Genomic DNA, 24,242 nt, shown 5'->3' on the forward strand with positions numbered 1-24,242 from the left:
GGGAGTTCATTCGAAGGGGTGGCGAATGGTGGCGTTTCTGGAATCGCCATGGCGGGACCGTGATCGTAGGATTACTTTCGGTACACGAACCCCGGGGGTGCGGTGCCTTCGCGGGTATGCCGGAGGCAAGTCGGTTTCCTGTTCGAAGAGGGGCGACCGCCGGACGGGGAGCCGTGATTCACGGCATTCTGCTAGGGGTTCGGACACCGCACCGCCGGGCAAGGCATCCCGGCGGGACTTCGTGGCAAGACATGCAAGGACATCATGCGGATGGGGGCGTTCCTGTGAGCGGCAGCGGCGCGGACGGCACGGGCACCGGCAAGCGCCCGAACGAGCAGCTGGGCTCGTGGTTCGTGCGCAGCGGCTGGTCGAAGGGCGAGCTCGCCCGCCAGGTCAACCGCCGGGCGCGGCAGATCGGCGCGCACCACATCAGCACCGACACCTCGCGCGTCCGCAGATGGCTCGACGGCGAGCAGCCGCGCGAGCCCATCCCGCGCATCCTCAGCGAACTGTTCTCCGAGCGCTTCGGCACCGTCGTCGCCATCGAGGACCTGGGGCTCCGCACGGCGCACCAGTCACCCTCGGTGTCCGGTGTCGACCTCCCGTGGGCCGGCCCGCAGACCGTGGCGCTCCTCAGCGAGTTCTCGCGCAGCGACCTGATGCTGGCCCGCCGCGGCTTCCTCGGGACGTCGCTCGCCCTCTCCGCCGGGCCGGCCCTCATCGAGCCGATGCAGCGCTGGCTCGTCCCCGCCCCGCCCTCCGACCCCGCACCGGCGGACTCCGCCGGCGTCCGGCGTCCCGCCCGGCTCTCCAAGCCCGAGCTGGACCTCCTCGAGTCCACGACGGCCATGTTCCGCCAGTGGGACGCCCAGTGCGGCGGCGGGCTGCGCCGCAAGGCCGTCGTCGGCCAGCTCCACGAAGTGACGGACCTGCTCCAGGAGCCGCAGCCCGCGGACACCTCCCGAAGGCTGTTCACCTGCGCCGCCGAACTGGCCGAGCTGGCCGGGTGGATGAGCTACGACATCGGGCTGCAGCCCACCGCGCAGAAGTACTTCGTGCTCGCCCTGCACGCCGCCAAGGAGGCGGGGGACAAGCCCCTCGGCTCGTACATCCTCTCCTCCATGAGCCGCCAGATGATCCACCTGGGCAGGCCCGACGACGCCCTGGAGCTCATCCACCTCGCGCAGTACGGCAGCCGCGACTGCGCGACCCCGCGCACACAGGCGATGCTGTATGCGATGGAGGCCCGCGCCTACGCCAACATGGGGCAGCCCAGCAAGACCAAGCGGGCCGTCCGGATGGCCGAGGACACCTTCGCCGACGCGCTCGAGACCCGTGAGCCCGAGCCCGACTGGATCCGCTTCTTCTCCGAGGCCGAGCTCAACGGCGAGAACGCCCACTCCTACCGGGACCTCGCCTATGTCGCCGGCCGCAGCCCCACGTACGCCTCGCTCTCCGAGCCCGTCATGGAACGCGCGGTCGCCCTCTTCAGCCAGGACGCCGAGCACCAGCGCTCGTATGCACTCAACCTCGTCGGCATGGCGACGGTGCATCTGCTGAAGCGGGAACCCGAGCAGTCCACCCGGCTCGCCGAGCAGGCGCTGCACATCGCCAGGCGGGTGCGCTCGGAGCGGGTCAACACCCGGCTGCGCAAGACCGTCGACACGGCGGCCAGGGACTTCGGCGACGTCCCCGAGGTCGTCCACCTCACGGACCTCATCACCGCACAGCTGCCGGAGACCGCGGAAGCGGTCTGAGCAGCCCGTCACAGGACTCCGGCGCGACGGCCACCCCTACTGCCCGACTCGGCTCCCCACGCCAGGTCAACCGGGTGGCCGTCGCGCCGGTCGCGCTGCCCGCGGAGGGTACGCCCGTGATGTTCCCGTGACCCTTCAGTTCATGGGCGTGTAACACGCCCGACCTCTTCGTCACTGCGGCGAAACATCGTGCGGCATCGGCGGAAACCGCGGCGCGCCAACCTCATGCCCCATAACGGGCCGACTCACCAGGCAGCCGTACCGGATCCAGCCGGACCGGCTGCCGGCAGCCCAGGCTCCCGCCCCGCACAGGCCGCACGACGACGAGGAGACGCCGATGCCCCCAGGCATCACACTTGCCGCAGACGCCCCCGAGCTGTCTGCCGCCAACACCGGTTTCATGCTCATCTGCTCCGCGCTGGTGATGCTCATGACGCCCGGGCTGGCCTTCTTCTACGGAGGCATGGTCCGCGTCAAGAGCACCCTGAACATGCTGATGATGAGCTTCATCAGCCTCGGGATCGTCACCATCCTGTGGGTGCTCTACGGCTTCAGCCTCGCCTTCGGCACCGACTCCGGCTCCCTCATCGGCTGGTCCTCCGACTACGTCGGCCTGAGCGGCATCGGGATCACCCAGCTCTGGGCCGGCTACACCATCCCGGTGTACGTCTTCGCCGTCTTCCAGCTGATGTTCGCGATCATCACGCCCGCCCTGATCAGCGGCGCCCTCGCGGACCGGGTCAAGTTCACCGCCTGGGCCCTGTTCATCACCCTGTGGGCCACCGTCGTCTACTTCCCGGTCGCGCACTGGGTCTGGGGTGCGGGCGGCTGGCTGTTCGAGATGGGCGTCATCGACTTCGCCGGCGGTACGGCGGTCCACATCAACGCCGGTGCCGCGGCCCTCGGCGTGATCCTCGTCATCGGCAAGCGCGTCGGATTCAAGAAGGACCCGATGCGGCCGCACAGCCTGCCCCTGGTCATGCTGGGCGCCGGTCTGCTGTGGTTCGGCTGGTTCGGCTTCAACGCCGGCTCGTGGCTCGGCAACGACGACGGCGTGGGCGCGGTCATGTTCGTCAACACCCAGGTCGCCACGGCCGCCGCGATGCTCGCCTGGCTCGCCTACGAGAAGATCCGCCACGGCTCCTTCACCACGCTCGGCGCCGCCTCCGGCGCGGTCGCGGGCCTCGTCGCCATCACCCCCTCCGGCGGCTCCTGCTCCCCGCTCGGCGCCATCGGCATCGGTGCCGTCGCCGGTCTGCTCTGCGCCATGGCCGTCGGCCTGAAGTACAAGTTCGGCTACGACGACTCCCTGGACGTGGTCGGCGTCCACCTCGTCGGCGGTGTCGTCGGCTCGCTGCTCGTCGGCTTCTTCGCCACCGGCGGAGTCCAGTCCGACGCCAAGGGCCTCTTCTACGGCGGCGGATTCGAGCAGCTCGGCAAGCAGGCCGTGGGTGTCTTCGCGGTCCTGGCCTACTCTCTGATCGTCTCCGCGATCCTCGCGTTCGTCCTCGACAAGACGATCGGCATGAGGGTCAGCGAGGACGACGAGATCTCGGGCATCGACCAGGTCGAGCACGCCGAGACCGCGTACGACTTCAGCGGGGCGGGCGGCGGTGCCGGCTCCCGCAAGACCGCCCCCGCACCCGCCGGGACCGTTGCAGCCGCACCGCAGACCAAGAAGGTGGACGCATGAAGCTCATCACCGCAGTCGTGAAGCCGCACCGGCTGGACGAGATCAAGGAGGCCCTGCAGGCCTTCGGCGTCCAGGGGCTCACGGTCACCGAGGCGAGCGGCTACGGACGGCAGCGCGGCCACACCGAGGTCTACCGGGGCGCCGAGTACACCGTCGACCTCGTCCCCAAGATCCGGATCGAGGTCCTGGCCGAGGACGACGACGCCGAGCAGCTCATCGACGTCGTGGTGAAGGCCGCCCGCACCGGGAAGATCGGTGACGGCAAGGTATGGAGCGTGCCGGTCGACACCGCGGTCCGCGTCCGGACCGGCGAACGCGGCCCGGACGCGCTGTAGACGGGAGTTCTGGGTGACGAGCATCGACCTGACCACGGAAACCGAGGGCTCGGGACCCAGCGGCTATGCGGCGGCCCGGCTGCGTCTTCTCCAGGAGAAGACGCGGTCCGGGCCGTCGCGCCGTGCCGCCCTGGCCCGGCTCACCGACGACTGGCTCGCCGCGCTGTTCGCCGCGGCGAAGGAGGACACCGGGGTGCGCGGCGCCGCCCTCGTCGCCGTCGGTGGCTACGGGCGCGGTGAGCTCTCGCCGCGCAGCGACCTCGATCTCCTCCTGCTGCACGACGGCGCCGCCGACCCCGGCGCGCTCGCCTCGCTCGCCGACCGGATCTGGTACCCGGTGTGGGACCTCGGGCTGGCGCTCGACCACTCGGTCCGGACCCCGGCCGAGGCCCGCCGCACCGCGGGCGAGGACATCAAGGTGCAGCTGGGGCTGCTCGACGCCCGTGCCGTCGCGGGGGACCTCGGGATGGTCGCCGGGCTGCGCACGGCCGTCCTCGCCGACTGGCGCAACCAGGCGCCGAAACGGCTCCCCGAACTCGACGAGCTCTGCCGCGAGCGCGCCGAACGGCAGGGGGAGCTGCAGTTCCTGCTGGAACCCGACCTCAAGGAGGCCCGGGGCGGGCTGCGGGACGCCACCGCCCTGCGCGCCGTCGCCGCGTCCTGGCTCGCCGACGCCCCCCGCGAGGGCCTGGCCGAGGCCCGCCGTACCCTCCTCGACACCCGCGACGCCCTCCATCTCACCACCGGACGGGCCGCCGACCGGCTCGCGCTCCAGGAGCAGGACCAGGTGGCGCAGGCACTCGGCCTGCTGGACGCCGACGCGCTGCTGCGCCAGGTGTACGAGGCCGCGCGGACCGTCTCGTACGCCGCCGACGTCACCTGGCGCGAGGTGAACCGGGTGCTCAAGTCCCGGTCCGCCCGCCCCCGGCTGCGGAACATCTGGGGCGGCCGCCGCCCCGAGCCCGAGCGCACCCCCCTGGCCGAGGGCGTGGTCGAGATGGACGGCGAGGCCGTCATCGCCCGCTCCGCCAGGCCGGAGCGCGATCCGGTGCTGCCCCTGCGCGCGGCGGCGGCAGCGGCCCAGTCCGGAGTGCCGCTCTCCCTCCACGCCGTACGCCACCTGGCCGCCGCCACCAAGCCGCTCCCCGTGCCCTGGCCCGCCGAGGCGCGCGAGGAACTGGTCACCCTGCTCGGCGCGGGCGAACCGACCGTCGCCGTGTGGGAGGCACTCGAGGCCGAGGGCCTGATCACCCGGCTGCTGCCCGACTGGGAGCGGGTCCGCTGCCGGCCCCAGCGCAACCCCGTCCACACGTGGACCGTCGACCGCCACCTCGTCGAGGCCGCCGTCCGCGCCTCCGCGCTCACCCGCCGCGTCGGCCGCCCCGACCTGCTCCTCGTCGCGGCCCTGCTCCACGACATCGGCAAGGGCTGGCCCGGCGACCACTCGGTGGCGGGCGAGACCATCGCGCGCGACGTCGCCACCCGCATCGGCTTCGACAAGCAGGACGTGGCCGTGATCGCCACCCTGGTGCGCCACCATCTGCTGCTCATCGAGACCGCCACCCGCCGCGACCTGGAGGACCCGGCGACCGTGCGGGCGGTCGCGGACGTCGTGGGCTCGCCCGGCACGCTGGAACTGCTCCACGCCCTCACCGAGGCCGACGCCCTCGCGACCGGACCGGCGGCCTGGTCGGCCTGGCGGGGATCGCTCGTCGCCGACCTGGTCAAACGGGTCGCGGGCGTCCTCGCGGGGGAGAGGCCCGAGGAACCGGAGCCCCTCGCTCCGAGCGCCGAGCAGGAGCGGCTCGCCGTCGAGGCGCTGCGCACCGGCGGACCGGTCCTGGCCCTGCACGCCGCCCAGACGGAGACGCCGCAGCCGGACGGCGAACCCGAGCCCGTCGGTGTGGAGCTCCTCATCGCCGTGCCCGACCAGCCTGCGGTCCTGCCCGCCGTCGCGGGCGTGCTCGCCCTGCACCGGCTCACCGTCCGCGCCGCCGACCTGCGCGCCATGGAACTCCCCCAGGAAGTGGGCCCGGGCACCGTCCTCGTACTGAACTGGCGGGTCGCCGCCGCCTACGGCTCGCTCCCGCAGGCCGCACGGCTGCGCTCCGACCTCGTGCGGGCCCTCGACGGGTCCCTGGACGTGGCCGCCCGGCTCGCAGAACGGGACGCCGCGTATCCGCGCCGCCGCGGGGTCAAGGCCCCGCCACCGAGGGTCACCGTCGCGCCGGCGGCGTCCCGGCTGGCCACGGTCATCGAGGTCCGGGCCCAGGACGCCCCGGGGTTGCTGCACCGGATCGGCCACGCCCTGGAGTCGGCGGAGGTCAGCGTGCGCAGCGCACGGGTGTCGACGCTCGGCGCGAACGCGGTGGACGCGTTCTACGTCACAGGCCCGGAGGGGGCCCCGCTTCCGCCCGAGGAGGCCGTGGACGTGGCACGGGCCGTCGAGGCCGCCCTGCGGAGCGCGTGAACGACCCGGACCGGTGCGAGGGATGTGTCCGGCCGCGTGCCCAGGGGGCAGACCCCATCCCACGCGGCCGGATACCCTGGTGTGACATCTGTCCGCCCGCCCCCGAGACCTGAGGATCCGCGACCACCGTGTTCGACACCCTCTCCGACCGCCTTGCAGCGACATTCAAGAACCTCCGGGGCAAGGGCCGCCTCTCCGAGGCCGACATCGACGCCACGGCACGTGAGATCCGTATCGCGCTGCTCGAGGCCGATGTGGCGCTGCCCGTCGTGCGCGCCTTCATCAAGCAGGTCAAGGAGCGCGCTCTCGGCGTCGAGGTGTCCCAGGCGCTGAATCCCGCCCAGCAGGTCATCAAGATCGTCAACGAGGAGCTCATCGGCATCCTCGGCGGCGAGACCCGCCGGCTGCGCTTCGCCAAGCAGCCGCCCACCGTGATCATGCTGGCGGGTCTCCAGGGTGCCGGTAAGACCACCCTGGCCGGCAAGCTCGGCCTCTGGCTCAAGAGCCAGGGCCACTCCCCGCTGCTCGTCGCCTGCGACCTGCAGCGCCCCAACGCCGTGAACCAGCTGGCCGTCGTCGCCGAGCGCGCCGGCGTCGGGGTCTTCGCGCCCCAGCCCGGCAACGGCGTGGGCGACCCGGTCCAGGTCGCCAAGGAGTCGATCGAGTACGCGAAGTCGAAGGTCCACGACATCGTCATCGTCGACACCGCGGGCCGGCTCGGCATCGACCAGGAGATGATGCAGCAGGCCGCGGACATCCGTGACGCGGTCAGCCCCGACGAGGTCCTCTTCGTCGTCGACGCGATGATCGGTCAGGACGCGGTCAACACCGCGGAGGCCTTCCGCGACGGCGTCGGTTTCGACGGAGTGGTGCTGTCCAAGCTGGACGGCGACGCCCGCGGTGGTGCCGCGCTCTCCGTCGCGCACGTCACCGGCAAGCAGATCATGTTCGCCTCCAACGGCGAGAAGCTGGACGAGTTCGACGCGTTCCACCCGGACCGCATGGCGTCCCGCATCCTCGGCATGGGCGACATGCTGTCGCTGATCGAGAAGGCCGAGCAGACCTTCAGCCAGGCCGAGGCCGAGAAGATGGCGGCCAAGCTGGCGAAGGGCCCCAAGGAGTTCACGCTCGACGACTTCCTGGCGCAGATGGAGCAGGTCAGGAAGATGGGCTCCATCTCCAAGCTGCTCGGGATGCTGCCGGGCATGGGCCAGATCAAGGACCAGATCAACAACATCGACGAGCGTGACGTCGACCGTACGGCGGCGATCATCAAGTCGATGACGCCCGGCGAGCGCACCGACCCGACGATCATCAACGGCTCGCGCCGGGCCCGTATCGCCCGCGGTTCCGGTGTCGACGTCAGCGCGGTGAAGAACCTCGTGGAGCGGTTCTTCGAGGCCCGCAAGATGATGTCGCGCATGGCCCAGGGCGGCGGCATGCCGGGGATGCCCGGCATCCCGGGCATGGGCGGCGGCCCGGGCCGTCAGAAGAAGAAGCAGAAGCAGGCCAAGGGCAAGCAGCGTTCCGGCAACCCGATGAAGCGCAAGGCCGAGGAGCAGGCGGCCCAGGCCCGCCGCGAGCAGGCCGGTCAGGGGAGCCCGTTCGGGCTGCCGGCGGGCGGCCAGGGCGCCCAGGACTTCGAGCTCCCGGACGAGTTCAAGAAGTTCATGGGCTGACGCTTCCGCCACCAGCACGGCCGAGGGCCCCGCGATCACCCGATCGCGGGGCCCTCTCCCGTGCCGCACCCTCCGGCGGCCGGGTCGCCCACCGCGCCGGGGCTCCGCCCCGGGTGGCAGGGCGGCCCGTTCTGTGCGGTCATGGGCAGAGATCTGGCAGCAGCCGAGGGACCGGAGGGCAGGCCGTGGCCAATTCCGTACCCCCGCGCGATCGCACCGACCAGCCCTGGCGATCGGAGGGGGCACCGCCGCCCACGCCGCCGCGCAAGAAGCCGCCCGGCGGCTGGATCGGGCTCGTCGCGACCGCGGTGGTCCTCTTCCTCGTCGCCTACGGGATCCTGACGTACTTCACCAAGGGCGACGAGCCGACGATCTCGTACACCGAGTTCAGCAGGCAGGTCGAGGCCGGCAACGTCACCAAGATCTACGCCAAGGGCGACACGATCGAGGGCGAGCTGAGGACGGGACAGCCGATCCCCGGCGGCGGGGGCGACTACACGACCTTCCGGACCCAGCGGCCGGAGTTCGCGGAGGACAACCTCTGGCAGCAGCTGAGCCAGAAGGGCGTGACCGTCACGGCCGAACCGGTGGTCGTCCAGCGCAGCCTGCTGACCAATCTGCTGCTGTCCCTCGCGCCGATCGTGATCCTCGTGCTGCTCTGGGTGGTCCTCGCCAGACGCCTGGGGCCACGCCTGGGCGGCCCCCTCGGCCGCAAGGCGCCGCCCCGCCCCGTGGAGCTGGAACCGCACCGGCGCACCACCTTCGCCGACGTGGCGGGGATCGACGAGGTCCAGGGCGAGCTCGACGACGTCGTCGACTTCCTCAAGAACCCCCAGGTCTACCGGGCCATGGGCGCGCGGGTGCCCCGCGGCGTCCTGCTCGCCGGCCCGCCCGGCACGGGCAAGACGCTGCTCGCACGGGCCGTGGCGGGCGAGGCGGGGGTGCCGTTCTTCTCGGCGTCCGCGTCGGAGTTCATCGAGATGATCGTGGGCGTCGGGGCCTCCCGCGTCCGCGAGCTCTTCGCCGAGGCCCGCAAGGTCGCGCCGGCCATCGTCTTCATCGACGAGATCGACACCATCGGACGGGTGCGCGGCGGTGGCGCGAGCATCGGCGGCCACGACGAGCGCGAGCAGACCCTCAACCAGATCCTGACCGAGATGGACGGCTTCACCGGCTCGGAGGGCGTCGTCGTCATCGCCGCCACCAACCGTGCCGACGTCCTCGACCCCGCCCTCACCCGGCCCGGCCGCTTCGACCGGATCGTGCACGTCAGCCCGCCCGACCGGGCCGGCCGGGAGGCGATCCTGCGGATCCACACCCGGGACATCCCGCTCGCACCGACCGTCGACCTGGTGCAGGTGGCCCGTACGACACCGGGCATGACCGGTGCCGAACTGGCCAATCTCGCCAACGAGGCGGCGCTGCTCGCGGTCAAGCGGCGGCAGGACCAGGTGACCCAGCGGGACCTCTCCGACGCGCTGGAGAAGGTCCAGCTCGGCGCGGAGCGGGCCCTCGTGATGCCCGAGGGCGAGCGGCGCAGGACGGCGTACCACGAGAGCGGTCACGCCCTGCTCGGCATGCTCCAGCCGGGCGCGGACCCCGTCCGCAAGGTCACGATCGTCCCGCGCGGCCGGGCGCTGGGCGTCACGCTGTCCACCCCGGACGCCGACAAGTACGCGTACACCGAGGAGTACCTGCGTGGCAGGATCATCGGCGCGCTGGGCGGCATGGCGGCGGAGCACGTGGTCTTCGGGATCGTCACCACCGGCTCGGAGAACGACCTCGAGCAGGTCACGCGGCTGGTGAGGGGCATGGTCGGGCGCTGGGGCATGAGCGAACGCGTCGGCCGCTTCACGGCCGTGTCGGGGGACGGGCAGGAGCCGTACGGGCTCACCGCCGCCCCGGCGACGCTGGACGCGGTGGACCACGAGATGCGCCGCATCGCCGAGGAGTGCTACGAGAGCGCCTGCCGGCAGCTCCGCGAGAACCGCGACCGGCTGGACGCACTGGCCGAGGCGCTCCTCGCCAGCGAGACGCTGGACGAGGAGGAGGCGTACCGGGCCGCCGGCATCCCCCGGCTGAAGAAGGAGACGAACGGCCACTGATCCGGCCGGGACGGTCGGGCCGTCACGAAGGACCAGAACCGTCGCCGGGCCGGCGAACGCGGCCCCCGGGGCCCCGGGACGCCCGGGGCACATTCACCGGGTGGGGGGTGCCAGGTCGCGCTGCGTCGGGTCGCGCGTGCCTCGGGGAAGACGGTGAGGAAGATCTTCACGGCGGCGCCGGGCAGAACGATGGTGCCCGATGTCCCGGCCCTCGACGACGATGCCTCGGCGGCCGCGGCGATGGTCCGCTGCAGCCGGTGATCCGGGCACGCACCTCCGGGACCGCGCCGACGGCGCGCACCTTGGAGGACCCCGCCCCCCGAGTGGAGGCGACCCGATCCGGGCCCCGCGAAGAGAACGGCTCGCGCCGGGTCCCACGAAGAGACGCCCCGCGGAGGGCACCCCAACGAGACGGACCCCGGGCCCTCACCAGGAGCCGCAGCACGTGTCCCGGGCCGACGACGCCCGCCCCGGCCCTCCGCGGGCCGATACGCACGCAGGGATCTGCGCCCGCTCCCTACGGAGTGCGCGCTATCAGGTACCGGAAGACGTTCGGCATCCACACCGTCCCGTCCGCCCGCACATGGGGATGGAGCGCCTCCTTGACCTCCTTCTCCACCTGCGCCGGGTCCGTCGCCCGAACCGCCGCGTCGAACAGCCCCGTCGACAGCAGGCCGCGCACGGCGCTGTCCAGGTCCGCGTACCCGAAGGGGCACGACACCCGGCCCGAGCCGTCCGGACGGATCCCCGCCCTGGTCGCCACGTCCTCCAGGTCGTCCCGGAGCGTCTGCCGCCAGCCGCCGTCCGAGCGCAGCCGCTCGGTGAGCCTGCTCGCCACCCGCAGCACAGCCGAGGTGGCACAGCGCTCGGGCGGGCCCCAGCCCGCCAGCACCACCGGGCTGCCGCGCTCGGCGAGCGGAACCGCGGCTTCCAGCGCGGGCACCAATCCGTCGGAGTCGCCGGCCGTACACCCGATCGGCTGAAAAGCGGTGATCATGTTGAACCGGGGGCGCCGGGGATCGGCCGCCTCCTCCGGTCCGCCCTCGACCAGCCGCGCCCCGGGAGCGTCCCCGGACCCGGCGTGCTCCGGCGCGGGGGCCAGCCGCTCGCGCGCCAGTTCCATCCTCGCCGGGTCCATGTCGACGCCGGTGACGCTCGCGCCGCGCGCCGAGGCCATCAGCAGGGCCAGACCCGAGCCGCAGCCGAGGCCCAGGACACGAGTGCCCGCGCCGACCTCCAGGTGCGCGTACACCGCCTCGTAGAGCGGCACCAGCATCCGTTCCTGGATCTCGGCCCAGTCACGGGCGCGCCTTCCGGCGTCCGCCGGGAGCGCTGAGGACGTACGAGGGTGGTGCGGGACGAGCGTAGGTGTCATCGAAAAGCGCCCCAATCCGCCAAGAGGTCAGCCGTGCCCTGCTGGACAGCCCCCGTGTCGTCTCGCTCGCGCCCCCCGTATGCCAGGGAACTGCGCTTCGCTCGGTACGTCCAGAGGTCGCACCGCAATGTCTCGGATGCCCCGGTCGTGCGCCCCCGCGCCCGGAACCGTTCCGCATCCAGAGTGCAGCCCGCCTACGATTCCCGCCATGGCAAAGCCGCCCGTCCTCACGCCGCAGGCGGAGGACTTCCCCCGCTGGTACCGGGACCATCAACAAGGCCGGGCTCGCCGACAACGGTCCCGTGCGCGGCGCCATGGTGATCCGCCCGCACGGCTACGGGCTCTGGGGGCGGAGCAGCAGGAGATGGACGCCCGGATCAAGGAGGCGGGGGCCGCGCACTGATCGTGTCGCTCGGGGCGTACGTCGGACTGCGCGTCCGCCCCGGCCGGCCCCCGTCCAGACCGTCGTCCTCGCCGTCAGGGGCGACGGGGCCGTCTCCACGACGGTCCGCGAACTCGGCGACCGGCTGACGGCCGCCGGGCTGCGGGTCCCGGTGGACGACCGCACCGACGTCCCCTTCGGGCGCCGGGCCGTGGACCGGAGCTCAAGGGTGTGCCGGTGCGGATCGAGATCGGCCCGCGACCTGGAGCGGGTGCGGCGATGCCGGTCCGGCGCATCCCCGCGGGCACGGGCACGGACGCGGGCGCCGCGGCCGCCGGGCGTGCGAAGGAGCGCGTCGCGATCGACGCGCTCGCCGGCTGCTGCCCGGGGTGCCGGAGGAGGACCAGGCGCTGCTGCTGCGCCGGTCGCGCCTGCGGCGCGAACCCCCACGGCGGACGCCTCCACGGTCGAGGAGGCCGCCGGGGCCGCGCTGCCGGGCGGCTGGGCGCGGTCCCCTGGGCGGTCCTGGGCCCTGAGGGCGAGATCGGACGGGCCGACCGGGCGGTGTCGGTGCGGTGTCCGGTGACCGAGGACGGGTCGGTGCCCGAGTCCGAGGACGCTCCCGGTACGCTCGCGACCGTCGCAGGCGCCTACTGGTACGCGCCCGGTGAGGGCCCCGCGCCCCGGGCCTGTCCCGGTGCGGGGCGCCGAGCGGGGGAGCCGTGCCGGGCGCCTTCGGGGCGGCGGCACACTCCGTCGGGCGCCCCCGCTCCGGCGCACGGCCCCGGCGTGCGGTCCCCGGCCGCGCATCGGATCGCCCCGGGTTCGGCATTGCTGCACAGACGTATGACTACGTACCACCTTGTTGTGAGCTGCGAGGCTTCTCCTCAGATCTGCGCACCCGCCCTCGTCAGGACGCATCAATGGCAACTGACGGGTACGTGCAAATTATTTGGGATGCCCCGGAATGGAACCCGCGGGGTGTCCGGCTCGTTGTCACGACGTGAGCACGACACCACCTGTTCTCGCCGCAGAGCTGGCACAGGCGTGGGCCGACATTCAGCGGCACCACCCCGAGCTGCCCGATCTTGCCGCGCCAGAGTCACTGATCGGAGAGTCCTCGTCGGCCTGCGGGCACGAACTCTCCTTCGAGCGACTGCTCCACGAGGCAGTCCACGGTATTGCCGCCGCCCGGGGGGTCCGCGACACCTCGCGCGCCGGCCGCTACCACAACCGCCGGTTCCTGGCGATCGCCGAGGAGATGGGCCTGGACCACCCGGAGGAGCCGCACCCCAGCAGCGGTTTCTCACTGGTCACGCTCACCCCCGAGGCGAAGCGGCGGTACCGGCCGACCATCGAGCGTCTGCAGCGCGCCCTCGCCGCGCACACGGTCGCCACGGCATCCGACACCAAGCGGACCTTCCGGGGCCCGGCCGCCCGCCACGGCTCGTCCGGCGGCGGCGTCCGGGTCAAGGCGGTCTGCGACTGCGGGAGAAACGTCCGGGTCGTCCCCTCGGTCCTCGCCCAGGCGCCGATCGTCTGCGGCGGCTGCGGCAAGCCGTTCCGCATCCCCGAACCGGTGGCCGCGGCGAGCTGAAGCCGGCCACCACGTGACCGCACGGGCGGGAGTACCGGCCGGTCCGGTCCTGGGCCCGAAGGCCTAGGGTCAGCCGGCCGGGATCCGTGTGGCACAATGTCTAGCTGTACTCGACAGTCGCACAGGACCCCTCTCTCCTCCGGCTGACGCGTCCATCGGGCCATCGGGTACCGCAACCCCACGCGGCATCTCGTTGTGCCCAACCACGTCAAAACCAGGAGATCCCACTCCCGTGGCAGTCAAGATCAAGCTGAAGCGTCTGGGCAAGATCCGTTCGCCTCACTACCGCATCGTCGTCGCCGACTCCCGTACCCGCCGTGACGGCCGGGCCATCGAGGAGATCGGTCTGTACCACCCGACGTACAACCCGTCGCGCATCGAGGTCGACTCGGAGCGCGCCCAGTACTGGCTGTCCGTCGGCGCCCAGCCGACCGAGCCGGTCCTCGCGATCCTGAAGCTCACCGGCGACTGGCAGAAGCACAAGGGTCTGCCCGCCCCGGAGAAGCCGCTCCTCGCCCCGGCCACGAAGGAAGAGAAGCGCCGCTCCTTCGACGAGTTCGCCAAGGCTCTCGAGGGTGAAGAGGGCAAGGGTGAGGCCATCACCCAGAAGTCCAAGAAGACCGAGAAGAAGGCGGACGAGGCTGAGGCCGCCGCCGAGTCCACCGAGGCCTGAGCATGCTCGAGGAGGCTCTCGAGCACCTCGTGAAGGGCATCGTCGACAACCCCGAGGACGTGCAGGTCGCCTCGCGCAATCTGCGTCGCGGCCAGGTGCTCGAGGTCCGGGTGCACCCCGACGATCTCGGTAAGGTGATCGGCCGCAACGGCCGCACCGCGCGCGCCCTGCGCACTGTCGTGGGCGCCATCGGCGGCCGTGGTATCCGTGTCGACCTCGTCGACGTGGACCAGGTCCGCTGAACAGTTGATCACCGGCGCGGGCCGGGGCGGGCCTACCGGCCCGCCCCGGCCCGTCGTCGTACGACAGGAGCTTTGAGCGTGCAGTTGGTAGTCGCACGGATCGGCCGCGCCCACGGCATCAAGGGCGAGGTCACCGTCGAGGTGCGTACCGACGAGCCGGAACTGCGGCTCGCCCCCGGAGCCGTACTGGCCACCGATCCGGCCTCCGCGGGCCCGCTGACCATCGAGACCGGCCGGGTGCACAGCGGACGGCTGCTGCTGCGCTTCGAGGGAGTCCGGGACCGCAACGGTGCCGAGGCCCTGCGCAACACCCTGCTGATCGCCGAGATCGATCCGGACGTCCTGCCGGAGGAGCCCGACGAGTACTACGACCACCAGCTCATGGACCTGGACGTGGTGCTCGCCGACGGTACGGAGATCGGCCGGATCACGGAGATCTCCCATCTGCCGTCGCAGGACCTCTTCATCGTCGAGCGGCCCGACGGCAGCGAGGTCATGATCCCGTTCGTCGAGGAGATCGTCACCGAGATCGACCTGACGGAACAGAAGGCCGTCATCGACCCGCCCCCCGGCCTCGTCGACGACCGCGCGGAGATCGCCTCGCAGCGGGACGCGGACACCGAGGACGGGACCTGATGCGGCTCGACGTCGTCACGATCTTCCCCGAGTACCTGGAGCCGCTGAACGTCTCGCTCGTCGGGAAGGCACGGGCGCGGGGCCGACTCGGCGTCCACGTCCACGACCTGCGGGACTGGACGTACGACCGGCACAGCACCGTCGACGACACCCCGTACGGCGGCGGACCGGGCATGGTCATGAAGACCGAACCCTGGGGCGACGCGCTGGACGAGGTCCTCGCCTCGGGCTACGAGGCGGGCGCCCACGCACCCGCGCTGGTCGTGCCGACCCCCAGCGGCCGCCCGTTCACCCAGGAACTCGCCGTCGAGTTCTCCGAGCGGCCGTGGCTGATCTTCACCCCGGCACGGTACGAGGGCATCGACCGCCGTGTCATCGACGAGTACGCGACCCGCATGCCCGTCCACGAGGTCTCGATCGGCGACTACGTCCTGGCCGGCGGCGAGGCCGCCGTCCTGGTCATCACGGAGGCCGTCGCGCGGCTGCTGCCCGGCGTCCTCGGCAACGCCGAGTCCCACCGCGACGACTCCTTCGCGCCCGGCGCCATGGCCGACCTCCTGGAGGGGCCCGTCTACACCAAGCCGCCGCTCTGGCGCGGTCGCGGCGTCCCGGACGTGCTGACCAGCGGTCACCACGGCAGGATCGCCCGCTGGCGACGGGACGAGGCCTTCCGCCGGACCGCACTGCACCGGCCCGATCTGATCGAGCGCTGCGACCCTGCGGCGTTCGACAAGAAGGACCGCGAGATCCTCTCCATCCTGGGCTGGGCGCCGTCGCCCGACGGCCGATTTTGGCGCAGGCCGGAGGCCGTGGAAGAATAGGCCGCTGCCGTACGTCCGGCGTGCGCCCCTGCCACAGGGGGACACGACGCCCGTCCCGACGCCGCGGCTCCTCTGACACCATCTCCGGATACCGTCGATGACCTGTGGCATCGGCGAAGAAAGCAGACGAACATGTCGCACGTCCTCGACGCCGTCAACTCCGCCTCGCTGCGGACCGACCTCCCCGCCTTCCGCCCCGGTGACACCGTGAACGTCCACGTCCGCGTCATCGAGGGCAACCGCTCCCGCATCCAGCAGTTCAAGGGCGTCGTCATCCGCCGCCAGGGTTCGGGCGTCAGCGAGACCTTCACGGTCCGCAAGGTCTCCTTCTCCGTCGGCGTCGAGCGCACCTTCCCGGTGCACAGCCCGATCTTCGAGAAGATCGAGCTCGTCACCCGCGGTGACGTCCGTCGCGCCAAGCTCTACTACCTGCGTGAGCTGCGCGGCAAGGCCGCGAAGATCAAGGAGAAGCGCGAGAACTGAGCCACGGCTCACACCCGCGCCCTGCTGAGGCCTCATACGGTTCTTACGGCGGCCGGATAGCATCTGGCCCCGATGGACACCGAAGCACTGCACACGGAGCGCGACCGCTCCTCCGCCCCCGAGACCGATGGGTCCGGCACCGGAGAGCGGTCGCGCTCCGTGCGCGTTTCCTGGCGGCGAGCCGGTGCGCTGGGCGGCGTCTGCGCCGTGTTCCTGCTGCTCCTCAGCCAGTTCGTGATGCAGCCGTTCCTGATCCCCAGCACCTCCATGCAGCCCGCCCTCGAAGTCGGCGACCGCGTGCTGGTGAACAAGCTGGCCTACCGTTTCGGGTCCGAGCCACGGCGCGGGGACGTGGTCGTGTTCGACGGCACGGGATCCTTCGTACCGGAAGGTGTGGAGGAGAACCCGGTCAGCGCGGCCGCCCGGGAGGGGCTCGCCGCTCTGGGCCTGGCGGAACCGTCCGACACCGATTTCGTCAAACGTGTGGTGGGTGTGGGCGGCGACCGCGTGGTCTGCTGCGACAAGAGGGGAAGACTGCAGGTGAACGGCGTGCCGGTCGACGAGGACTATCTGTACCCCGGTGACGCCGCGTCCCACGTCCCCTTCGACATCGTCGTACCGCAGGGCACCCTGTGGGTCATGGGCGACCACCGCAGCAAGTCGCGGGACTCCCGCGACCACTTGGGCGAGCCCGGCGGGGGCACGGTGCCCCTCGACAGGGTGATCGGACGCGCGGACTGGATCGGCTGGCCGCTCGGCCGCTGGTCCACGCTGCCGGCGACCGGCGCCTTCGACCGCGTGACCGCGCCGGACGGTGCCCATGGGTAGCCGCGGACGGCGCGCGAGCCACCGGGCCGACACCAGGCTGCCCACCGGCACCCGGCCCACCGACGGCGGCCGGACGCTCCCCGGGCGCGCCGAGCGGCGCAGGCTCGCCAAGAAGGTGAAGCGACGGCGCCAGCGCTCCGCCGTCAAGGAGATCCCCCTCCTCATCACGGTCGCGCTGATGATCGCCCTCGTCCTCAAGACCTTCCTGGTGCAGGCGTTCGTCATCCCGTCCGGTTCCATGGAGCAGACGATCCGGATCGACGACCGGGTGCTGGTCGACAAGCTGACGCCCTGGTTCGGCTCCAAGCCCGAACGCGGCGACGTCGTCGTCTTCAAGGACCCCGGCGGCTGGCTCCAGGAGGAGCAGACGCCGCGACCGGACGACCCGGTCGTCGTCAAGCAGGTCAAGGACGTGCTGACCTTCATCGGTCTGCTGCCGTCCGACGACGAGCAGGACCTGATCAAGCGAGTCGTCGCCGTCGGCGGCGACAAGGTCGTCTGCTGCGACCGCGACGGCAAGGTCACGGTCAACGGCGTCCCGCTGACCGAGCCGTACCTGCACCCCGGCAACGCCCCCTCGAAACTGAGGTTCGACGTGCAGGTCCCCGCGGGCCGGCTCTTCGTGATGGGCGACCACCGGTCGAACTCGGCCGACTCCCGCTTCCACCTCGACGAGGAGTACAGCGGCACGGTCTCGGAGGAGGAGGTCGTCGGGCGCGCCGTGGTCATCGCCTGGCCGTTCGACCACTGGCGCAAACTGGAGGAGAGGGGAACGTACGCCTCGGTCCCCGATGCGCGCGCCGGGACGGCCACCGCACTCGGACCGTCGCATAGTGTGTCCTCCCAGGATCACAAAGGACTGGTCCTGCTCCCGAGCCCTGCGGAACTCCCGCTCGTTATGGGAGTGATGGGCCTGCGCCGTCTCGGGCGCGGGCGGTCGCACGGAGTGAGGAGTGGATGTGGGGGATTTGGCGGTAGGCGCACGATCCGGACACGAGGAGCCCGAGGAGCGGCCCGAGCGGTACGTGAAGCCTTCCCCCGGTTCCACTGGCTCCGGCGGCCTTCCCCCGCAGGGCGACGGCGGTTCGGGAGACGGTGACCCGGCGGACGACGACGGTTCGTCCGGCACCGGGGAGAGGAAGCAGCGGTCCTTCTGGAAGGAACTGCCGCTGCTGGTCGGTATCGCGCTGGTCCTGGCGCTGCTGATCAAGACGTTCCTGGTCCAGGCGTTCTCGATCCCCTCGGACTCGATGATGAACACGCTCCAGCGGGGCGACCGGGTGCTGGTCGACAAGCTGACGCCGTGGTTCGGATCCGAGCCCGAGCGCGGCGAGGTCGTGGTCTTCCACGACCCGGGCGGCTGGCTGGACGACACCCACACCCCCGAGCCCAACGTGGTGCAGCAGTTCCTGAGCTTCATCGGCCTGATGCCGTCGTCGGAGGAGAAGGACCTGATCAAGCGCGTCATCGCGGTCGGCGGTGACACGGTCTCCTGCAAGAAGGGAGGCAAGGTCATGGTCAACGGCAAGGCCCTGGACGAGACGTCGTACATCCGGCCCGGCAGCACGCCCTGCGACGACAAGCCGTTCGGTCCGATCCGGGTGCCCGAGGGCCGGATCTGGGTGATGGGCGACAACCGGGACAACTCCCTGGACTCCCGCTACCACCAGGAGCTGCCTTACAACGGCACGGTGAGCAACGAGGACGTCGTCGGACGCGCCGTGGTGGTGGCCTGGCCGTTCAACCGCTGGTCCACGCTGCCCGTTCCGGACACCTTCGACCAGCCCGGGCTCAACTCGGCGGCGGTGATCGGCGGAACCGTCGCGCCGGGCGCACTGGCCGTGGCGGGTGCGTTGCCGATCGTGCTCGTCCGCCGGAGGAGGCTGACCCGCGGGCGAACCGGCGGGTAGGGTGCCGCTCGGATCAGCGATCGTCGATCCTGCGAGGGAGCGCTGCGATGAGCGGAACAGGACGTACGGACAGGGGCCACGGCCGCCTCGGCAGTGTGCTGTCGGGGCTCGCCGTGGCCCTCGGCTGTGTGCTCTTCCTCGGCGGCTTCGTCTTCGGCGCGCTGCTCTACCAGCCGTACACGGTGCCGACGGATTCGATGTCCCCGACCGTGGAGCCCGGTGACCGGGTGCTGGCGCAGCGGATCGACGGCTCCGAGGTCCGGCGCGGGGACATCGTCGTCTTCACGGACAAGGTGTGGGCCGACGCCCCGATGGTGAAGCGCGTGGTCGGGATCGGCGGCGACAAGGTCGTCTGCTGCGACTCCGAGGGCCGGATGACCGTCAACGGCCGGGCCGTCGAGGAACCGTATCTGCCGGGCGAGGAGTCCGCCTCGCCGATGGGCTTCACCGTCTCCGTCCCCGAGGGGAAGCTCTTCCTCCTCGGCGATGAGCGCAGGACCTCCGTGGACTCCCGTTCGCACCTTCAGGAAGCCGGACAGGGCACCGTGCCGAGGGCGGCCGTGAGCGCCCGGCTGGACGCCGTCGCCTGGCCTGTGGGCGGGGTCCTGGAACGGCCGCGGAGCTTCGCCGCGCTTCCGGGCGGGATCTCCGAGCCGGGGCCCATCCGGCCGGTCGTCGCGTCGGTGGCGCTCGGCGCCGTGCTGATCCTGGGCGGAGCCGCCTACGGACCGCTCGTGAAGCTCATGGGCCGGCGGAAGCAGCCCACCGGGCGGAGCAGGGCGACCGCGGATGTCTGAGCGGCCGGCGGGGACGGCCGCGGAGGGCCCCGGGCGGGCGCTGCGCCGTGTCTCCCGGGTGATCCTGCTCGATCCCGCCGACCGCATCCTGCTGCTGCACGGCTTCGAACCCGAGGATCCGTCCGACGACTGGTGGTTCACACCCGGCGGCGGGGTCGAGGGCGCGGAGTCCCGCGAGGAGGCCGCGCTGCGCGAGCTCGCCGAGGAGACGGGAATCACAGACGTCGAGCTGGGTCCGGTGATCTGGCAGCGGGAGTGCTCCTTCCCGTTCGACGGGCGCCGCTGGGACCAGGACGAGTGGTACTACCTGGCACGTACCCGGCAGACGGCGACCAGTCTGACGGGCCTGACCCGGCTGGAACAGCGCAGTGTCGCGGGCCTGAGGTGGTGGACCTCCGCCGAACTGTCGGCGGCGCGTGAGACGGTGTATCCGACCAGGCTCGCCGAGCTGCTGCGCACGCTGCTCGACGAGGGGCCTCCGAGTGCGCCTGTGGTCCTGGCCCGGGACATCGTCTAGGGACGCAGGGGGCTGGCGCACAATAGGGGGACGCACGGCTGAAGGGGAACATGCCATGAGCGCCGAGGACCTCGAGAAGTACGAGACCGAGATGGAGCTGAAGCTCTACCGGGAGTACCGCGACGTCGTCGGGCTGTTCAAATACGTGATCGAGACCGAGCGTCGTTTCTACCTCACCAATGACTACGAGATGCAGGTGCACTCGGTGCAGGGTGAGGTCTTCTTCGAAGTCTCCATGGCAGACGCCTGGGTGTGGGACATGTACCGGCCGGCGAGGTTCGTCAAGCAGGTCCGCGTGCTCACGTTCAAGGACGTGAACATCGAGGAGCTGAACAAGAGCGATCTGGAGCTTCCCCAGGGCTGAGCTTCACCCGGACGGGTGGCGTGGTTTTCCACAGCGGCCGGGTTGTCCACCAAGATCCACTCGCCGGGGCCCGAGGCACCAGAGTCGGTGCCGGAGGTGGTGCCGAGATGAACGCGACGGGGGCACTCGGACGGTACGGCGAGGAACTGGCGGCCCGGCGGCTCGCCGCGAGCGGGATGACCGTGGTCGCCCGGAACTGGCGATGCGGACGGGCCGGCGAGATCGACATCGTCGCCCGCGACGGCGACACGGTGGTCGTCTGTGAGGTCAAGACCCGCAGGGGCGGCCCGGAAGGACGGATGCCCTTCGAGCATCCGATGGCCGCGATCACCCCCACCAAGGCGGACCGGCTCAGACACCTGGCCGCATGCTGGCTGGAGCACCACGGAGGACCACCGCCCCCCGGCGGGGTGCGGATCGATCTCGTCGGGGTGGTGCTGCCCCGGCGGGGCGCACCCCGGGTCGAGCATGTGACGGGGGTGGCCTGATGGGGTTCGCGCGCACCTGCTCGGTCGCGCTGGTGGGCGTCGAGGGCGTCGTCGTGGAGGTCCAGGCGGACCTGGAACCGGGCGTCGCGGCCTTCGCCCTGGTCGGCCTCCCGGACAAGAGCCTCGTGGAGAGCCGCGACCGGGTCCGGGCGGCCGTCGTCAACTCCGGTGCCGAGTGGCCGCAGAAGAAGCTCACGGTCGGGCTCAGCCCGGCGTCCGTGCCGAAGGGCGGCAGCGGGTTCGACCTCGCCGTCGCCTGTGCGGTCCTGGGGGCTGCCGAGCGCATCGATCCCCGGGCGATCGCGGATCTCGTCCTCATCGGCGAGCTGGGTCTCGACGGCAGGGTGCGGCCCGTGCGGGGGGTCCTGCCCGCGGTCCTCGCCGCGGCGGAGGCGGGCTACCAGCAGGTCGTCGTGCCCGAGCGGACCGCGGGGGAGGCCTCGCTCGTGCCGGGTGTCTCGGTGCTCGGGGTGCGCAGCCTGCTCCAGCTGATCGCGGTGCTGAACGACGAGCCGGTGCCGGAGGAGGAACCCGACGGCGACGGCCGGCCCGACGCCATGCTCGCCGGGCTGACGGTGCCCGGTGCCGGGGTGGGCACGGGGCTCGCGGCCGAGGCGGGGGCCCTGCGGGACCTGGCGGACGTGGCCGGGCAGCACGGTGCGCGCACCGCCCTCGAGGTCGCCGCGGCCGGGGGACACCACCTGCTGCTCCAGGGGCCCCCGGGTGCGGGCAAGACGATGCTGGCGGAGCGGCTTCCGTCCGTGCTTCCTCCGCTCACCCGCAAGGAGTCCCTCGAGGTCACCGCCGTCCACTCGGTCGCGGGCATCCTGCCGCCCGGCGAGCCACTGGTGCGCACGGCGCCCTACTGCGCCCCGCACCATTCGGCGACGATGCAGTCCCTCGTGGGCGGCGGGCAGGGCATGCCGAGACCGGGAGCGGTCTCGCTGGCGCACCGGGGCGTCCTGTTCCTGGACGAGGCCCCGGAGTTCTCCGGCAAGGCGCTCGACGCCCTCCGCCAGCCGCTCGAATCGGGGCATGTGGTCGTCGCGCGGAGCGCGGGGGTGGTCCGGCTGCCCGCCCGCTTCCTCATGGTGCTGGCGGCCAACCCCTGCCCGTGCGGGCGCCACACCCTGCACGGCGCGGGATGCGACTGCCCCGCCTCGCTGATCCGGCGGTACCAGTCGCGGCTCTCCGGCCCCCTGCTCGACCGGGTCGACCTCCGGGTCGAGGTGGAGCCCGTCAGCCGGGCCGACCTGCTGGGCCAAGGGGCCCGGGGCGAGCCGTCCGCGGCCGTCGCGGCCCGGGTCGGGGAGGCGAGGGACCGGGCCGCCGCCAGGCTGGAGGGCACTCCGTGGCGGGCCAACAGCGAGGTGCCCGGCCATGAGCTGCGCACCCGCTGGCACACGGATCCGGGCGCGCTCGCCGCGGCCGAGCGGGACATGGAGCGGGGACTCCTCACGGCCCGCGGCATGGACCGCGTACTCCGGGTCGCCTGGACGATCGCCGACCTCGCGGGCCACGACCGGCCCGACGCACAGGACGTCGGCCTGGCACTCCAACTGCGCACGGGCATCGCCCGGGGGGTCCCGGCGGGGTTCGGAGCGGAGCGATGAGCGCGGAAGCACCGGCCCGGCCGCCGGGCGGTGAGGGGAGGCCGGACATGACCGTCCGGTGCGAGTGGGGGAGGCTGCGGACATGACCTCCGGTGTGAGTGAGGAGGAGCGCAGGGCGCGTGCCGCGTTGACGAGGGTCGTCGAACCGGGTGACGAACGCGCGGGGAGATGGCTGCGCCGGCACGGCCCGGTGGAACTCCTGGCCCGTCTCACCGGGCCCGCCCTGACCGAGGGCACCCTCCCCGGCGCGGGGGAGCAGACGGTCCAGGGCTACCGGACGCGGGCCGCGACGGCGAGCCCGGAGCGTGATCTGGAGCGGGTGGCCGAGCTGGGCGGGCGCTTCCTCTGTCCAGGCGACCCGGAGTGGCCGGGCCAACTGGACGACCTCGGAGACGCAAGGCCGGTCGGACTCTGGGTGCGGGGTCGCCCCGACCTGCGGATATGGGCCCTGCGCTCGGTCGCCGTGGTGGGCGCGAGAGCCTGCACCCCGTACGGGGCCCATGTGTCCGGGAGTCTCGCCTCGGGCCTCGCGGAGCGCGGCTGGGTCGTCGTCTCCGGCGCGGCGTACGGGGTCGACGCCGCAGCCCACCGAGGCGCACTGTCCGCGGACGGTGCCACCGTCGCGGTACTGGCGTGCGGCGTGGACGCCGTCTATCCGCGCGGTCATGCCGAGTTGATCCGTCGCGTGGTCGAACAGGGCGTGGTCGTCGCGGAGTTGCCGCCTGGAGCGCATCCCACCCGCAGCAGGTTCGTGCTGCGGAACCGGGTCATCGCGGCCCTGTCCCGGGGCACCGTCGTCGTGGAGGCCGAGTACCGCAGCGGCTCGCTCGCCACGGCCAGGGCCGCCGAACGTCTCGGCCGGTTCACCATGGGCGTTCCCGGCCCGGTCACCAGCGGGCTCTCCGCGGGCGTGCACGAACTCCTGCGCACCGGAGCGGTCCTGGTCACCGACGCCGACGAAGTGGTGGAGCTGGTCGGCGACATCGGTGATCTCGCCCCCGCACGCCGCGGGCCGGTGCTCCCGCGGGACCTCCTCGGCCCCGGCTGCGCACGGGTACTGGAGGCGCTCCCGGTCAGCGGCGCCCTCGACGGCCGGGACATCGCCGCTCGGGCCGGCACCACGCCCGACGAGGCCCTCGCGAGGCTGTACGAACTGCACTCCCTGGGCTTCGTCGAACGCCACGGGGATCGCTGGCAGTTGGCCACCGTCGCCACAACGGGCTCGAACGCACGGCGAGGCGGTGCTTGACCTGGGGCATTCGGGTGAAAGGGTGTGCCCGATGGCCCCGGCGGCACTTCCGCGACACCGTGAGGGCCGGCGCCCCGGCTCCGGCCCTCGTTCGAAGATGTGGCCGACGGTACACACCCACCGAGGCGCGATCCGCCGCCGTTCGCGCACCGCAATCCCCCAGTCACGCTACGCTCACCAGGTTCACCGCCCAGCCACCGGCCCAGACAACCCGTCCCATCACGCCCC

Annotated in this window: 23 protein-coding genes and 1 pseudogene; 23 read left to right on the plus strand and 1 reads right to left on the minus strand. The window is 72.1% G+C overall.

Annotated features, from left to right (window positions below; genetic code table 11):
• The first annotated feature begins 284 nt into the window (after positions 1 to 284).
• The 6 genes from nsdA to ftsH all read left to right on the plus strand — a co-directional run bounded on the left by nsdA (position 285) and on the right by ftsH (position 10,039).
• Positions 285 to 1,757 carry a transcriptional repressor NsdA gene (nsdA, locus tag QRN89_RS25070; protein WP_290351623.1) on the plus strand — a complete coding sequence of 491 codons (1,473 nt, stop codon included), beginning with the start codon at positions 285 to 287 and terminating at the stop codon, positions 1,755 to 1,757.
• A 337-nt stretch (positions 1,758 to 2,094) separates the two neighbouring features.
• Positions 2,095 to 3,450, plus strand: coding sequence for an ammonium transporter (locus QRN89_RS25075; RefSeq protein ID WP_290351624.1), 1,356 nt, complete (start codon positions 2,095 to 2,097; stop codon positions 3,448 to 3,450).
• Positions 3,447 to 3,785, plus strand: coding sequence for a P-II family nitrogen regulator (locus QRN89_RS25080; protein WP_093653550.1), 339 nt, complete (start codon positions 3,447 to 3,449; stop codon positions 3,783 to 3,785). The genes QRN89_RS25075 and QRN89_RS25080 overlap by 4 nt, the downstream gene beginning before the upstream one ends.
• Before the next feature lie 13 nt (positions 3,786 to 3,798).
• The gene (locus tag QRN89_RS25085) at positions 3,799 to 6,255 is read left to right on the plus strand and encodes a [protein-PII] uridylyltransferase (RefSeq protein ID WP_290351625.1); all 2,457 of its coding nucleotides are present in this window, start codon (positions 3,799 to 3,801) and stop codon (positions 6,253 to 6,255) included.
• A 128-nt stretch (positions 6,256 to 6,383) separates the two neighbouring features.
• Positions 6,384 to 7,934, plus strand: coding sequence for a signal recognition particle protein (ffh, locus tag QRN89_RS25090; RefSeq protein WP_290351626.1), 1,551 nt, complete (start codon positions 6,384 to 6,386; stop codon positions 7,932 to 7,934).
• A gap of 185 nt (positions 7,935 to 8,119) precedes the next feature.
• Entirely contained in the window at positions 8,120 to 10,039 is a 1,920-nt protein-coding gene (gene ftsH / locus QRN89_RS25095) for an ATP-dependent zinc metalloprotease FtsH (RefSeq protein ID WP_290351627.1), read from the plus strand.
• Between the two features lie 517 nt (positions 10,040 to 10,556).
• Here ftsH and QRN89_RS25100 read toward each other — a convergent pair.
• On the minus strand, positions 10,557 to 11,414 hold the full coding sequence (locus tag QRN89_RS25100; RefSeq protein WP_290351628.1) for a class I SAM-dependent methyltransferase: 858 nt from the start codon (positions 11,412 to 11,414) through the stop codon (positions 10,557 to 10,559).
• Positions 11,415 to 11,622: 208 nt separating this feature from the next.
• Between QRN89_RS25100 and QRN89_RS35855 the strand changes: the two genes are divergently transcribed.
• From QRN89_RS35855 to dprA, 17 genes and pseudogenes are all read left to right on the plus strand, one after another.
• Positions 11,623 to 11,817, plus strand: coding sequence for a hypothetical protein (locus QRN89_RS35855; protein WP_435833266.1), 195 nt, complete (start codon positions 11,623 to 11,625; stop codon positions 11,815 to 11,817).
• Positions 11,818 to 11,851: 34 nt separating this feature from the next.
• Positions 11,852 to 12,450 (plus strand): annotated as a pseudogene (locus QRN89_RS25105) (His/Gly/Thr/Pro-type tRNA ligase C-terminal domain-containing protein); the annotation flags it as partial.
• 349 nt (positions 12,451 to 12,799) lie between these two features.
• Positions 12,800 to 13,393 carry a hypothetical protein gene (locus QRN89_RS25110; RefSeq protein WP_093653554.1) on the plus strand — a complete coding sequence of 198 codons (594 nt, stop codon included), beginning with the start codon at positions 12,800 to 12,802 and terminating at the stop codon, positions 13,391 to 13,393.
• A gap of 232 nt (positions 13,394 to 13,625) precedes the next feature.
• Positions 13,626 to 14,066 (plus strand): 30S ribosomal protein S16, encoded by a 441-nt coding sequence (gene rpsP / locus QRN89_RS25115; RefSeq protein ID WP_290351629.1) that lies wholly within the window; start codon positions 13,626 to 13,628, stop codon positions 14,064 to 14,066.
• Between the two features lie 2 nt (positions 14,067 to 14,068).
• A complete protein-coding gene (locus QRN89_RS25120; RefSeq protein ID WP_266383839.1) occupies positions 14,069 to 14,308 on the plus strand; it encodes an RNA-binding protein in 240 nt (79 codons plus the stop codon).
• 78 nt (positions 14,309 to 14,386) lie between these two features.
• Positions 14,387 to 14,944, plus strand: coding sequence for a ribosome maturation factor RimM (gene rimM, locus QRN89_RS25125; RefSeq protein ID WP_290351630.1), 558 nt, complete (start codon positions 14,387 to 14,389; stop codon positions 14,942 to 14,944).
• Positions 14,944 to 15,765 carry a tRNA (guanosine(37)-N1)-methyltransferase TrmD gene (trmD, locus tag QRN89_RS25130; protein WP_290351631.1) on the plus strand — a complete coding sequence of 274 codons (822 nt, stop codon included), beginning with the start codon at positions 14,944 to 14,946 and terminating at the stop codon, positions 15,763 to 15,765. The genes rimM and trmD overlap by 1 nt, the downstream gene beginning before the upstream one ends.
• A 132-nt stretch (positions 15,766 to 15,897) precedes the next feature.
• On the plus strand, positions 15,898 to 16,248 hold the full coding sequence (rplS, locus tag QRN89_RS25135) for a 50S ribosomal protein L19 (RefSeq protein WP_269728163.1): 351 nt from the start codon (positions 15,898 to 15,900) through the stop codon (positions 16,246 to 16,248).
• 72 nt (positions 16,249 to 16,320) lie between these two features.
• Positions 16,321 to 17,076, plus strand: a complete 756-nt coding sequence (gene lepB / locus QRN89_RS25140) for a signal peptidase I (protein WP_290351632.1) — start codon at positions 16,321 to 16,323, stop codon at positions 17,074 to 17,076.
• Positions 17,069 to 18,175 (plus strand): signal peptidase I, encoded by a 1,107-nt coding sequence (gene lepB / locus QRN89_RS25145; RefSeq protein WP_290351633.1) that lies wholly within the window; start codon positions 17,069 to 17,071, stop codon positions 18,173 to 18,175. Before lepB (QRN89_RS25140) ends, lepB (QRN89_RS25145) begins: the two co-directional genes overlap by 8 nt.
• Positions 18,102 to 18,986 (plus strand): signal peptidase I, encoded by an 885-nt coding sequence (gene lepB, locus QRN89_RS25150; RefSeq protein ID WP_290351634.1) that lies wholly within the window; start codon positions 18,102 to 18,104, stop codon positions 18,984 to 18,986. Before lepB (QRN89_RS25145) ends, lepB (QRN89_RS25150) begins: the two co-directional genes overlap by 74 nt.
• A 47-nt stretch (positions 18,987 to 19,033) precedes the next feature.
• Positions 19,034 to 19,783, plus strand: coding sequence for a signal peptidase I (lepB, locus tag QRN89_RS25155; RefSeq protein ID WP_290351635.1), 750 nt, complete (start codon positions 19,034 to 19,036; stop codon positions 19,781 to 19,783).
• The gene (locus QRN89_RS25160) at positions 19,776 to 20,300 is read left to right on the plus strand and encodes an NUDIX hydrolase (RefSeq protein ID WP_290351636.1); all 525 of its coding nucleotides are present in this window, start codon (positions 19,776 to 19,778) and stop codon (positions 20,298 to 20,300) included. The genes lepB (QRN89_RS25155) and QRN89_RS25160 overlap by 8 nt, the downstream gene beginning before the upstream one ends.
• Positions 20,301 to 20,355: 55 nt before the next feature.
• The gene (locus QRN89_RS25165) at positions 20,356 to 20,664 is read left to right on the plus strand and encodes a DUF2469 domain-containing protein (RefSeq protein ID WP_017947641.1); all 309 of its coding nucleotides are present in this window, start codon (positions 20,356 to 20,358) and stop codon (positions 20,662 to 20,664) included.
• A 107-nt stretch (positions 20,665 to 20,771) separates the two neighbouring features.
• Positions 20,772 to 21,152 carry a YraN family protein gene (locus tag QRN89_RS25170; protein WP_290351637.1) on the plus strand — a complete coding sequence of 127 codons (381 nt, stop codon included), beginning with the start codon at positions 20,772 to 20,774 and terminating at the stop codon, positions 21,150 to 21,152.
• Entirely contained in the window at positions 21,152 to 22,765 is a 1,614-nt protein-coding gene (locus tag QRN89_RS25175) for a YifB family Mg chelatase-like AAA ATPase (protein WP_290351638.1), read from the plus strand. Before QRN89_RS25170 ends, QRN89_RS25175 begins: the two co-directional genes overlap by 1 nt.
• An 82-nt stretch (positions 22,766 to 22,847) precedes the next feature.
• Positions 22,848 to 24,014, plus strand: coding sequence for a DNA-processing protein DprA (gene dprA / locus QRN89_RS25180; RefSeq protein ID WP_290351639.1), 1,167 nt, complete (start codon positions 22,848 to 22,850; stop codon positions 24,012 to 24,014).
• Positions 24,015 to 24,242: the final 228 nt, after the last annotated feature.

Origin of the sequence: Streptomyces sp. HUAS CB01 (genome assembly GCF_030406905.1) — a bacterium.
GTDB classification, from domain to species: domain Bacteria; phylum Actinomycetota; class Actinomycetes; order Streptomycetales; family Streptomycetaceae; genus Streptomyces; species Streptomyces chengbuensis.